Genomic DNA, 12,270 nt, shown 5'->3' with positions numbered 1-12,270 from the left:
TCGGCGTGCTCAGGTCGGGAAAAATATTTGATCCGGCCTTGCACGCCGCTTGACGGGGATAACAGTATCTACGCCTGTTGACTGACGGCGCATGCCGGGTAGGTCGGGTTAGCGCGCAGCGCGTAACCCGACATCACCGTAATGCCAATCAATTACCTGATTACGCCGCCACCTTCACCACGGCATAACGCTCAAGGGTCTCCTTGCGCGCCTCGTCGTGCCGCACCAGCGGTTCCGGATAATCGCGTCCCAGCACGATGTTTTTTTGCTCGAGCAGCATGCGCGGCACCAGCCAGGGCGCGTGAATTTCCTTGTCGCCCAGCGCCTTCAACTGCGGCAGGTAGCGGCGGATGAAGCGTCCGCTGGCGTCGAATTTTTCCGACTGCGTGACGGGATTGAAGATGCGGAAGTAGGGCTGGGCGTCGCAGCCCGACGACGAAGCCCATTGCCAGCCGCCGTTGTTCGAGGCCAGGTCGAAGTCGTTCAGGTGCAGCGCGAAATACGCTTCGCCGCGGCGCCAGTCGATGCCCAGATCCTTGATCAAAAAGCAGGCCGTGACCATGCGCAGGCGGTTGTGCATATAGCCCGTCTGGTTCAGCTGCGCCATGGCCGCGTCCACCAGCGGATAGCCGGTGCGCCCTTCGCACCAGGCGGCAAACGCGGCATCGGCGTCAGGCCCCGTTTCCCAGGCGATGGCGTCGTAGGCCGGTTTGAAGGCGCCGCCTTCCACATGCGGGTTCTGGTACAAAATCATGGCGTAGAAATCGCGCCAGATCAGTTCTGCCAGCCACACGGGCGCGCCATCGCCGCCACCACCCCGGTCCATCAGGTCGACGATGGTGCGTACCAGGTAGCGCAGCGAGACGGTGCCGAAGCGCAGATGCATGGACAGGTAAGATGGTCCCTTCAGGGCGGGAAAATCGCGCGCCACGTCATAGCGGGCCACGCGCGGCAGGAAATCCTCGAACAGTTGGCTGGCGCCCGACATGCCGGTGGGGATGGCCAGTTCGGCCAGGTTGCCGGCCTCGAAACCCAGATCGTCCAGGGCGGGCAGTGGCGCGGGCGTGCCGGCGCGCGGCGGCGCCAGGCTGGCCGCATGCGGCTCGATATCGAACGGCGCCAGGCAGGCAGGTTCGGCGCGCATTTTCTTCAGCCAGGCATTCTTGTACGGCGTGTAGACGGTGTAGGGCTTGGCCGAGAGCGTCAGCACTTCGTCCTTTTCAAAAATCACCTGGTCCTTGAAGCTGAACCACAGGCGCGCGTCGCGCGTGAGCGCCGCCGCCACCGTGGCGTCGCGGGCGATCGCTTGCGGCTCGTAGTCGTGGTTGGCAAAGACGGCGTCGGCGCTCAATTCGGCGGCCAGGCGCGGGATGGCCTCGGCCGCGTCCGCGTGCAGCACGATCAGGTCGCCGCCGAGTTGGCGCAGCTCATTGGCCAGCTCGGCCACGCTGGCATGGATGAAGTCGACACGCCGGTCGCGGCGCGGCAGCGCAGCCAGGATGGCGGTGTCGTATATGAAGACGCAATGCACGGCCTGGCTCTGGCGCAGGGCGTGATGCAGTGCAGCATGGTCAAACGCGCGCAGATCGCGCCGGAACCACACCAGGGAAGTCTTGATTGTCATTATTTCGCGTGTTCAGGGTCAAAGATAGGCTATTTTTTGCCGCCAACAGGGCTTTATGGCCGCTCGCGTCGTGCCTTTGGCGTCGCTGCGGCGGTAATTCAGTGTAAACTAGCGGGTATGTTCGCGGTACTTTATGTGCGACAGCGATTTTGCAATCAATTTTACAATTGGCATTGAAATGCGCCGGCAGGCATAGCGAATTGATCATTAATTTATAAGATAACAAGAATAACGCCTGGCACCACGGTGCGCGCCGCCCAAGATTCGCGGCAGCTTGCGCCAGGCGTACGATAGCGGGGTAAGCGAGACTTGCCAGCAAGCCCACAGAGAGAGCATCGCGTATGAAAAAGAGTAAAATCGACCAGACTCTACCAGGACATCGTCTGATGCAGGGTGTGGGAGAACCGGCCGCGACCGGTTCCTCCACCCTGAATCTGGCCAACCATTTCCTCATTGCGATGCCGGCCATGCAAGATCCGATCTTCGGCGGCACGGTCGTGTACGTGTGTGAACACAATGAAAACGGCGTGCTCGGCGTCGTCATCAACAAGCCCACCGACATGACCATGGAAGTGCTGTTCGACCGCATCGACCTGAAACTGGCGGCCGGCAGCGACACGCCCATCATCAACGAACCGATCATGTTCGGCGGCCCCGTGCAGGACGACCGCGGCTTCGTGCTGCATACGCCGGGCGCGCGCTATTCCTCGTCGCTGACGGTGACCGATGAAGTGGCGTTTACCACCTCGATCGACGTGCTCGAAGCCGTCGCCAAGGGCGATGGTCCCGAGCGCATGCTCGTCTCGATCGGCTACTCGGGCTGGAGCCCGGGCCAGCTGGAAGAAGAGATCGGCCGCAACGGCTGGCTGACGGTGGGCGCCTCGGCCGACATCCTGTTCGATTTCCCCATCGAGCAGCGCTACGTGGCGGCCATCAAGCTGCTCGGTATCGATCCCCTCATGCTGGCGAGCGAGGCTGGCCACGCATGAGCGGTGAGGCCATCGACACCATCCTTGCCTTCGATTTCGGCTTGAAACGCATCGGCGTGGCCATCGGCAATACCATGATTTGCCAGGCCAAGCCGCTCAGCGTGATCACGGCCACGGCGAACGAGCCGAAGTTTGCCGCCATCGATAGCCTGATCAAGGAGTGGGGCGCCAGCCGCATCGTGGTGGGCTTGCCCAGCCATCCCGATGGCACGGAACACGAGATGAGCGCGCGCTGCCGCCGGTTCGCCAACCAGGTGCATGGCCGCTTCAACCTGCCCGTAGAGCTGGTCGACGAGCGCTATTCCTCGGCCGTCATCGCCGCCAAGCGCGGTGAAGTCATCGACGACCGCGCCGCCGCCATCATCCTGCAACAGTATTTCGACGCGAATTATTAATCTGACCCTAGACTCCCTCCCTGAATGATTAAGAACTCTATGCCGCATCCTACGAATCCATCCCAACTCGACGCCGAGGCCCTGTACGGGGTCTTGCTGCAGCAAGTGCAGAGCGGCCTGGCGGGCATCCCCAACGTGGCCATCGTCGGCATCCATTCGGGCGGCGCCTGGCTGGCCGAACGCCTGGCGCGCGACCTGAACCTGCTCGACCGCCTGGGCGTGCTCGATGTGTCCTTCTACCGCGACGACTTCGCCCAGAAGGGCCTGCATGCGGACGTCAAGCCGACGCAAATCAGCTTTGACGTGGCCGGCGCCACCATCCTGCTGGTCGACGACGTGCTGTACACGGGTCGCACGACGCGCGCGGCCATCAATGAATTGTTCGACTATGGCCGCCCGGCGAAGATCATGCTGGCCGCCCTGGTCGACCGCGGCGAACGCCAACTGCCGGTGGCCGCCGATTTCGTGGCCGCCTTCACTGCCGTGCCGCCGGGTCAGGCCCTGGTCCTGAAGCAAGCCGACGATGGAAAATTCACGCTCACCATAGATACCCACCATGCTTAATCCGCAACTGAATAAACACGGCGAACTGCAACATCTGCTGACGATTGAAGGCTTGCCGAAGTCTATCGTCAACCACATCCTCGACACGGCTTCCTCGTTCGTCGGCATTTCCGACCGCGACGTGAAAAAGGTGCCGCTGATGCGCGGCAAAAGCGTTTTCAACCTGTTCTTTGAAAACTCCACGCGCACCCGCACCACCTTTGAGATCGCCTCGAAGCGCCTGTCGGCCGACGTCATCAACCTGAACATCCAGGCCTCGTCGGCCAGCAAGGGCGAGTCGCTGCTCGACACCATCGACAACCTGTCGGCCATGCATGCCGACATGTTCGTCGTGCGGCACGCGCAGTCGGGCGCGCCCTACCTGATCGCCAAGCACCTGATCGACACCAAGCAGCCGCACGTCCACGTCGTCAACGCGGGCGACGGTCGCCATGCGCACCCGACCCAGGGCTTGCTCGACATGTACACGATCCGTCACTACAAGAAGGATTTCACCAATCTGACGGTGGCCATTGTGGGCGACATTTTGCACAGCCGCGTGGCCCGTTCCGACATCCACGCGCTGACCACCCTGGGCGTGCCCGAAGTGCGCGCCATCGGCCCGCACACCCTGCTGCCGGGTGGCCTGGAACAGATGGGCGTGCGCACCTTCACCAACATGGATGAAGGCTTGAAAGGCGTCGACGTGATCATCATGCTGCGCCTGCAAAATGAACGCATGAGCGGCGCGCTGCTGCCGTCGGCGCAGGAATATTTCAAGAGCTACGGCTTGACGCCCGAGCGCCTGGCGCTGGCGAAACCGGACGCCATCGTCATGCATCCGGGCCCGATGAACCGCGGCGTGGAGATCGATTCGGCCGTGGCCGACGGTCCACAGGCGGTGATCCTGCCGCAGGTGACGTTCGGTATCGCCGTGCGCATGGCGGTGATGAGTATTTTGGCTGGTAATCAGGGCTGATAGCCCAAGGACGAGTAAGCGAGCATGACGACACTACATATCAAGAACGGCCACCTGATCGACCCTGCCAACGGCATCGATGGCTTGCAAGACCTGTTTATCGCCGATGGCAAGGTGCTGGCCGTGGGCAGCGCCCCGGCCGGCTTCAAGGCTGACACGACGTTTGACGCGGCCGGCCTGGTGGTTTCCCCCGGCCTGGTCGACCTGTCCGCGCGCCTGCGCGAGCCGGGCTACGAATACAAGGCGACCCTGGAATCGGAACTGCAGGCGGCGCTGCAAGGCGGCGTCACAAGCCTGGTCTGCCCGCCCGACACCGATCCCGTGCTCGATGAGCCGGGCCTGGTGGAGATGCTGAAATACCGCGCCAAGACGCAGAACAAGGCCCACGTGCACCCGCTGGGCGCACTGACCATGGGCTTGAAGGGCAAGTCGCTGACGGAAATGGCGGAACTGACGGAAGCGGGCTGCATCGGCTTCGCGCAGGCGGAAGAGCCGATCGAGGACACGACCGTGCTGCTGCGCGCCATGCAGTACGCGAACACCTTCGGCTACACGGTCTGGCTGCGCCCGCAAGACCCGCACATCGGCCGTGGCGGCATCGCCCACAGCGGCCCGCTGGCGTCGCGCCTGGGCTTGTCCGGCGTGCCGGTGATGTCCGAAACCATCGCGCTGCACACGATCTTTGAACTGATGCGCGCCAGCCGCGCGCGCGTGCACCTGTGCCGCATTTCGTCGACGGCGGGCCTGGAACTGATCCGCGCTGCCAAAGCCGAAGGTCTCCCCGTCACCTGCGACGTGGGCGTGCACCACGTGCACCTGACGGACGCCGACATCGGCTTTTTCGACCCGAACGCCAGGGTCACGCCGCCGTTCCGCAGCCAGCGCGACCGCGATGCGATCCGCGCCGGCCTGTTCGATGGCACGGTCGACGCCATGTGCTCGGACCATACGCCCGTCGACGACGATGAAAAACTGCTGCCGTTCGGCGAAGCGTCGCCCGGCGCCACGGGCCTGGAACTGCTGCTGTCGCTGGCCCTGAAATGGGCCGACGACTATGCACTGGAGCAGCCGCAAGCGGGCGCACGTCCGCTGGCGCGCGCCGTGGCCAAGGTCACGGCCGACGCGGCCCGTGTCGCCGGCATCCCGGCCGGCAGCCTGGCCGTGGGCGAAGCGGCCGACATCTGCGTCTTCGACCCCGCCGCGCGCTGGACCGTGTCGTCGGCGTCGCTGGCCAGCCAGGGCAAGCACACGCCTTTCCTCGGCTATGAGCTGAGCGGCATCGTCAAGGCGACCATCGTTGCCGGACAGGTGGCGTTTCAGCGTTAATTGTTGTATCGGAGCCGTAGGTCGGATTAGCGGTACGCGTAATCCGACAAGTCCATGGCGGCTCCTGTCGGCTGACGCAGCGCCTCGCCGGCGCAGCTAAGCCGACCTACGCGGCTGTATGGATCTGCTTCCAACCTTGGTGTCATTTGAAACTTCTGCTTACCTACCGCCTCGCGCGCATCGCCATTCACCTGAGCTGCGGCATGGCCAAGAGCGCCGTGCTCTTTCCCTGGCTGGACCTGGAGGGACGCAACCGGCGCATCCGCCGCTGGTCGACGCAGCTGCTTGACATTTGCGGCGTGCATGTGGCGCAACCGGCGGGCAGCGTGCCGGCCCTCGACCATGCGATGGTGGTGGCGAATCACGTTTCGTGGCTCGATATCTTCGTCATCAATGCCGTCCACCCGTGCCGTTTCGTCGCCAAGGCGGAAATCCGCGCCTGGCCGATCCTGGGCTGGCTGGCCGGGCGCGCCGGCACCATCTTCATTTCGCGCGGCAGCAAGCGCGACTTGCGTTTGATTTTCCAGGGACTGGTGGATAAATTGACGGCGGGCGAACGCATCGCATTCTTCCCCGAAGGCACGACCGCCGCGCAAGGGCAGATCCTGCCGTTTCACGCCAATCTGTTCGAGGCGGCCATCGACGCGCAAGTGCCGGTGCAGCCGTTCGCGCTCGTGTATGTGGATGACAAGGGGGCTTTGCATCATGCCGTCGACTTCATCGGCGACATGAGTTTTGCGCAAAGCATGGTGGCGATCTTGAGCGGCCCGCCCATCACGGCGCGCCTGACCTGCCTGGCGCCGGTGGCGACGCTGGACGCGCACCGGCGCGAGCTGGCGGCGGCAACGCAGGCGGCCGTGGCCGCTACGCTGCCGCTGGAGACGGCCGCTTAATTCTTCACATGCAGCCAGCGCGCATGCGCGGCGCGGGCCAGGTAGTCGAGAGTGAAGCCGAGTATGCCGATCAGCACGATGGCGGCCATCAGTTCCGAATACGCGAGGCGGTCGCGCGTGTCGAGGATGAAGTAGCCGAGGCCCGCCGATACGCCCAGCATTTCCGCCGGCACCAGCACGATCCAGATGATGCCGATGGCCAGGCGCACGCCCGTCAAAATGTCGGCCGTGATGCCCGGCAAAATCACCTTGAAGACGATTTCGCTGCGCGTGGCCGACAGGCTGCGCGCCAGCAGCAGCCAGTTCGGGTCGAGCCGCGCCACGCCGGCCGCCGTATTGAGCAGGATAGGCCAGACGGCCGCAAACGCCAGCAGGAAGTACACGGGCGCGTCGCCGACGCCGAGCACCATCACGGCGATCGGCATCCACGACAGCGGCGAAATCATGCGCAGCAGCTGGAACAGCGGCATGGCCGCGCCGGAAAAGCTTTTCGACATGGCCACCAGCACACCGAGCGGCACGCCGATGACGATGGCCAGTCCCAGGCCCACGGCCACCCTTTGCAGGCTCAAGACCACGTGCAGCCAGATATCCGCACCGCCCACCATCTCCCTGAACGCCAGCGCCGTGGGCAGCGGCGCAAATGCGGTGGCAATCGGCGTGGACTTCTCCAGCGCCGTCACGCCCATGGACCACAGCAGCAAGGCACAGGCCAGCCCCACGAGGGGCAGGCCGAACTTCGTGAACAGCTTGCTCGCCATCGTCAGACCGCCACGGTTTCGCTGCGCAGCAGGTTGGCCGGCAAGCCGAAGGCGGCAGGGCCGCCGACCGCCGTGATGGCCTTGCGCACGAAGCGGTCATCGACCAGGTCGCGCGCGGCGAACTTCGGATCGAGCTTGGACAGGAAGCGCGTATCGCCTTCGACCTTGGTGCGGCCGATGGCGCGCACCAGTTCTTCCGTGTACGAGGCAAACGGGTACGGCTGGAAGTCGATGCGGCGCTGCTGCCAGTTCTTGTGCACGATCAGGCCCTGCTTTTCGTAGCCGGCGTAATCGGTGGTGGCCAGCACCTTGGTCAGCACCTGCAGCGGATGCGGCGTGTAGCGGTGCTCGCCCGTGTTCGACAGCAGCTTGGCCGTGTCGACCTGGTTCGAGCGCGTCCACAGCTGCGCCTTGACGATGGCGTTGGTGACCTTTTGCGCCCATTCGGGACGCGTGTTGATGTCGCGCTCGGACAGGAAGGTGACGCAGCACGCATGGTTTTTCCATACGTCGCCCGAGAAGCGCAGGATCTTGCCGATGCCGGCGTTTTCCGCCGCCGCATTGAACGGCTCTGCCACGATGTAGCCGGCGATCGACTTGCTGGCCAGGGCCGAGACCATTTCGGCCGGCGCCAGCACGATCAGGTTGACTTCATTCGCCTTGATGGCCGCGTTGCGCGCGCGCGTGACCGGCATCAAGCCGTTCGAGGACAGGATCTGCTGCAGCAGGATGTTGTGGATCGAGTACCAGAACGGGATCGCGACCGTGCGCCCGCCCAGGTCGGAGACCTTGTTGATCTCGTTGGCCACCGTCAGCGCGGACCCGTTGACGTGGTTCCAGGCGACGACCTTTGCGGGGAACTTGGCGCCGTAGCGCACCCACAGCGTGGCCGGCGACAGCAGGTGGATGACGTTGACCTGGCCGGCGACGAAGGCTTCGATGATCTGCGCCCAGCTGCGGAACAGCCGCGGCGTTTCCGCCTGCAAGCCTTCCGCTTCGAACAGCTTGCGGGCGTGGGCGACGAGCAGCGGGGTGGCGTCGGTGATCGGCAGGTAGCCGATTTTGACGGGCTGGTCGTCGCCCTTCGGTCCTTGCTGGGCCATGGCGTCGCCGGCGAACAGCAGCGGCGAGGCGACGCTGGCCGTGGCCAGGGCCGACATGCGCAGGAAGTCGCGCCGCGTCAGGCCGCAGTCGCAATCGGACGAGGCGCAGATGTGCAGGGGTTTGTTGTGGTCTTCGAATGTCATGGGAAAGTTCCGGTCGATTAATTGGGGGCAAAGGCGGGCGCTTGGTCCTGCTTTTGCAGCGCCTGCAGGGCGTCGAGGATGTCCATCTTCAGGGCGATGACGTCGGCGCTGTGGCCGATGCGCGGCTGGTCGATGGCGACGGGCCATTCGCGCACGATGTTGCCCGGCTTGCCGCCCATGAGCAAGATGCGGTCGGCCACGAGGATCGCTTCATCGATATCGTGCGTGACGAGCAGCACGGCCGTGTGCCAGCGGTGCACGACGTCGACCAGCAGCGATTGCATCTCGGCGCGCGTGATGGCGTCGAGCGCGGAAAACGGTTCGTCGGCGAACAGCAGTTCCGGTTCGCGCGCCAGCGCGCGGGCCAGGGCCACGCGCTGCGCCATGCCGCCCGACAGCGCGGACGGATACAGTTTTTCGCGGCCCTTCAAGCCGACCGCTTCGATGGCTTGCGCCACGCGCGCCTGGTGCGCCTCGCGCGTGAGCTGCGGCTGGTGTTTGAAGTCCAGGCCGAAGCCGGCATTGCCCGTGACGTTCAGCCAGGGTAGCAAACTGGCTTGCTGGAAGACGAGGGCGCTGCGCGGATCCGGTTCGCGCATGGGAGCGTCGAGGAACTGGATCTCGCCAGTCGATGGCGGCTGCAAGCCGGCCAGCACGCGCAGCAGGCTCGATTTGCCGCAGCCGCTGCCGCCCAGCAGGCAGACGATTTCGCGCTTGCGCACGCCCAGCGAGACGTGCTGGAACACGGGCGCGGCCCCCGGATAGGAAAAGCTCAGGTCCTGCGCCTGCAAGGCCCAATCGGCAACGCTCATGCCTGCGCTCCCGCCGCCTTGGCCGCCCGCTGGCTGTCGAACAGCTGCAAGGCCGCCTGCAATTGCGTCAGGCTGGGGGTGACGATGGGGATGAACGACGATTCGCGCCAGCGGCGGGCAAAGCCCTGCTGCTCGGCGTTCAGGTAGGCGCGTCCGCCCATGGCTTGCAGTTCCAGCATCAGCGCCTGCTGCAGCACGTCGGCCAGCTGTATGCGCAGGCGGAACATGGCTGGCGCCTGCGTCTTGAAGCGGCCATCGTGCACGCCGGCCAGCAAGGTGGCGACGGCGCTTTCCAGTGTCGCTTGCAGCGCTTCGATGCGTGGCGTGAGCTGGTTGCGCGAGCCGGCGGAAATCTGCGCCGCTTTGGCCAGGCTGGCGCGGGCCAGGCCGATCGACAGGCCGCACTGCATGCCGAGGAACGATGGGCGCACCTGCGGCAGCCAGGCTGGCGCATTGTCGCTGATGATGTCGGCGGCGGGGATGTGCACCTGCGCCAGCTTGACGGAGGCCGTATTGCTGCCGCGCAGGGCGATCAGGTCCAGGTCGTCGCTGCGCGTGACGCCTGCGCTGCCGCTGTCGAAGGCGATGATGACGGGTGGCGCGCCGTCGTCCGGCGCCACGGCGGCCGCCGCGACAAAGCCCGCCTTGCGCAAGTTCGTCACCCAGGCCAGGCCGCCATCGACGAGCAAGCCGTCATCGTGGCGCGCGCCCGTGATTTGCAGCTGCTCGATGCCGGACAAGAATTTCATGGCGTTCGACAGGCCGCTGGCGCCCGCCTGCGTGCCTGCCAGCAGGCGGGGCAAGCGGCGCTCGGCCAGGGCGCGGTTCTCGCTTTGCAGCAGGAATTCGATGAAGCAGCGCTGGCCCCAGAAGACAAAGGCCGCCGTCACCGATTGCTCGGCCACTTTGGCGATGGCGTCGATGGCGTCGCGCACGTCGCCGCCCGCGCCGCCGTATTCCTGCGGCACGCCGATGGCCAGCAACTTGTCGCCAGCGAGGGCAGGTAAAACGGTTTCAGCCAGTTCCGGTGATTGGTCGAGCTGGTCGGCATGCATGTGCAGCCAGTGAGTGAGGTTCGCCATGTCAGACGGCGCCAGGCAGGTAGGGCGTCAATTGCGGATTGACGGGCGTGCCGGCCAGGCTGTTGGAGAAATTGCACAGGGTGGCCAGGCTGATGCCCAGCACGACTTCGAGCGCCTGCTGTTCGTTGTAGCCGGCGGCCAGGAAGGCTTGATATTCGCTGTCGCTGACGGCGCCGCGCGTGGCGATGACTGCCGTGGCGAAGGCGGCGACGGCGTCCAGCTTGGCGTCGTTCGTCGGCTGGCCGTGCTGCAGGGCGCGTACCGTGTCGGGCGTCTGGCCCGCTTTTTTCAGCGAGACGGCGCTATGGCCGGCGATGCAGAAATCGCAGCCATGGATGCGCGCGGCCGTGATCTGCACCACTTCGCGTTCCATTAACGTCAGGCTGGCGCGCGCATTGATGCTTGATACGGTCAGATAGGTTTCCAGTGCCAGCGGGGCATTGGCCAGCACGCCGATCAGGTTGGGCAGGAAGCCATTGTTGGCGATGGCCTTTTCCACGAAGGGGCGGCTATCGGCCGGGGCGGTATCGAGAGTGTGCAGCGTCAGACGGGACATGGGGTACCTTGCTAAGTTAGTAAGTCACCCGGTCATTATATCGGCCATGCCGTGCAGGCAACAGACGTCAGCGTCGTCCTTTTGTGCTCGTTCGTCTGCGATTGTGCGATCCTTGATTTCAGCTGGCGCTTAGCTGGCCAGCTGGCGCAATCGCTGGTCGCGCCGGTAGGCGCCCGGCTGCTCGCCCGTGACCCTTTTGAAGGCGCGCGTGAAGGCGGCGTGCGAGCGGTAGCCCACCAGTTCGGCCGCGCGTTCGACGGAGACGCCGTCGTGCAGCCGGCGCGCGGCGATCTTCATGCGCAGCAGGAGCAGGAACTGGGCCGGCGAGTGGCCGCTGGCGCTGGCGAAATGCTTGCAGAAGCTGGCGCGCGACATGCACGCCGCCTTGGCCATGTTCTCGATCGACCAGTCGGCGGCGGGCGCGTCGAGCATGCGTTCGAGCAGCGGCGAAAATGCGGGCTGGTGCAGCAGCGACAGCAGGCCGGCCGCCACCTGCTCGCCCTGCGCCACATGGCGGATCAGGTAAAAGAACAGCAGTTCGATCAGGCGCGCGATCAGCGGCGACGGCTGTTCCGGATCGCCGCCGGCCTCCGCCAGGATCAGGTCGAACAGGGCGGCGGCCGCGCTGAAGGCGGGCGCGTCGCCGCGTATCAGCAGATACGGCGGAAACGAGTCGACGATCAGCGCGGAGAGGGCGCCGCGAAATTGAAAGAAGCCGCAGGCCAGCGCCGTCGCCGGCTGCTCCGTGGGCGTTTGCAGCGGCAGCATCGCTTGCGCGCTGACCGCCTGCAGCGGGTCGCTGTGGGGGCTGAGAAAGTGCGGCAAGTCGCGCAGCAGGAAGACGCCGTCGCGCGGGCCGAGCGCGATCGGCGCCGCCCCGTCGAGGTGCAGATAGCAGTGGCCATCGAGCACCAGATGAAAGCTGCCCAGTTCCCGGCCCGCCGTGGACGCGCGCCAGCGGCCGCAGTACTGGCCCACATGCAGGACGGCGGTGTCGAGTTCCAGGCTGCCGAGCAGCCAGCGCGCCAGTCTGTCGGTATCAGGATGCATGGGATGGCAAAGG

Annotated in this window: 13 protein-coding genes; 6 read left to right on the top strand and 7 right to left on the bottom strand. The window is 65.2% G+C overall.

All coding sequences use genetic code 11. The features are described from left to right. Nucleotides 1-160: 160 nt before the first annotated feature. Nucleotides 161-1,624: a cryptochrome/photolyase family protein gene (locus tag IGS55_RS27535; RefSeq protein ID WP_230519435.1), complete on the bottom strand. Its 1,464-nt coding sequence runs from the start codon at nt 1,622-1,624 to the stop codon at nt 161-163. A 386-nt stretch (nt 1,625-2,010) separates the two neighbouring features. Here IGS55_RS27535 and IGS55_RS27530 point away from each other — a divergent pair, with 386 nt between their 5' ends. The 6 genes from IGS55_RS27530 (at nt 2,011) to IGS55_RS27505 (ending at nt 6,749) form a co-directional block, all read left to right on the top strand. Further along, nucleotides 2,011-2,613 (top strand): YqgE/AlgH family protein, encoded by a 603-nt coding sequence (locus IGS55_RS27530; protein WP_230519437.1) that lies wholly within the window; start codon nt 2,011-2,013, stop codon nt 2,611-2,613. Further along, nucleotides 2,610-3,008 (top strand): Holliday junction resolvase RuvX, encoded by a 399-nt coding sequence (gene ruvX, locus IGS55_RS27525; RefSeq protein ID WP_230519434.1) that lies wholly within the window; start codon nt 2,610-2,612, stop codon nt 3,006-3,008. The genes IGS55_RS27530 and ruvX overlap by 4 nt, the downstream gene beginning before the upstream one ends. Before the next feature lie 39 nt (nt 3,009-3,047). Further along, nucleotides 3,048-3,572, top strand: coding sequence for a bifunctional pyr operon transcriptional regulator/uracil phosphoribosyltransferase PyrR (pyrR, locus tag IGS55_RS27520; protein ID WP_034746692.1), 525 nt, complete (start codon nt 3,048-3,050; stop codon nt 3,570-3,572). Continuing rightward, entirely contained in the window at nt 3,565-4,530 is a 966-nt protein-coding gene (locus IGS55_RS27515) for an aspartate carbamoyltransferase catalytic subunit (RefSeq protein WP_034746695.1), read from the top strand. Before pyrR ends, IGS55_RS27515 begins: the two co-directional genes overlap by 8 nt. Before the next feature lie 24 nt (nt 4,531-4,554). Then, complete coding sequence (locus IGS55_RS27510) at nt 4,555-5,856, top strand: dihydroorotase (protein ID WP_230519433.1); 1,302 nt, start codon at nt 4,555-4,557, stop codon at nt 5,854-5,856. A 146-nt stretch (nt 5,857-6,002) separates the two neighbouring features. Next, on the top strand, nt 6,003-6,749 hold the full coding sequence (locus IGS55_RS27505; RefSeq protein ID WP_230519432.1) for a lysophospholipid acyltransferase family protein: 747 nt from the start codon (nt 6,003-6,005) through the stop codon (nt 6,747-6,749). Here the strand turns inward: IGS55_RS27505 and IGS55_RS27500 are convergent. The 6 genes from IGS55_RS27500 to IGS55_RS27475 all read right to left on the bottom strand — a co-directional run bounded on the left by IGS55_RS27500 (nt 6,746) and on the right by IGS55_RS27475 (nt 12,257). After that, nucleotides 6,746-7,510, bottom strand: coding sequence for an ABC transporter permease (locus IGS55_RS27500; protein ID WP_230519431.1), 765 nt, complete (start codon nt 7,508-7,510; stop codon nt 6,746-6,748). The two genes, IGS55_RS27505 and IGS55_RS27500, sit on opposite strands and share 4 nt — an antisense overlap. Before the next feature lie 2 nt (nt 7,511-7,512). Continuing rightward, nucleotides 7,513-8,757 (bottom strand): ABC transporter substrate-binding protein, encoded by a 1,245-nt coding sequence (locus tag IGS55_RS27495; RefSeq protein WP_230519430.1) that lies wholly within the window; start codon nt 8,755-8,757, stop codon nt 7,513-7,515. 17 nt (nt 8,758-8,774) lie between these two features. Continuing rightward, nucleotides 8,775-9,569, bottom strand: a complete 795-nt coding sequence (locus tag IGS55_RS27490) for an ABC transporter ATP-binding protein (RefSeq protein WP_230519429.1) — start codon at nt 9,567-9,569, stop codon at nt 8,775-8,777. Further along, entirely contained in the window at nt 9,566-10,651 is a 1,086-nt protein-coding gene (locus IGS55_RS27485) for an acyl-CoA dehydrogenase family protein (RefSeq protein ID WP_230519428.1), read from the bottom strand. The genes IGS55_RS27490 and IGS55_RS27485 overlap by 4 nt, the downstream gene beginning before the upstream one ends. A gap of 1 nt (nt 10,652) precedes the next feature. After that, nucleotides 10,653-11,207, bottom strand: a complete 555-nt coding sequence (locus tag IGS55_RS27480) for a carboxymuconolactone decarboxylase family protein (protein WP_230519427.1) — start codon at nt 11,205-11,207, stop codon at nt 10,653-10,655. Nucleotides 11,208-11,336: 129 nt separating this feature from the next. Continuing rightward, nucleotides 11,337-12,257, bottom strand: a complete 921-nt coding sequence (locus IGS55_RS27475) for an AraC family transcriptional regulator (protein ID WP_230519426.1) — start codon at nt 12,255-12,257, stop codon at nt 11,337-11,339. Between the last annotated feature and the right edge of the window lie 13 nt (nt 12,258-12,270).

Source organism: Janthinobacterium sp. EB271-G4-3-2 (genome assembly GCF_020858035.1).
Lineage (GTDB): Bacteria > Pseudomonadota > Gammaproteobacteria > Burkholderiales > Burkholderiaceae_D > Janthinobacterium > Janthinobacterium aestuarii.
The sequence above is the reverse complement of the archived record's forward strand: the minus strand, read 5'-3'. Positions and strand labels throughout refer to the sequence as shown.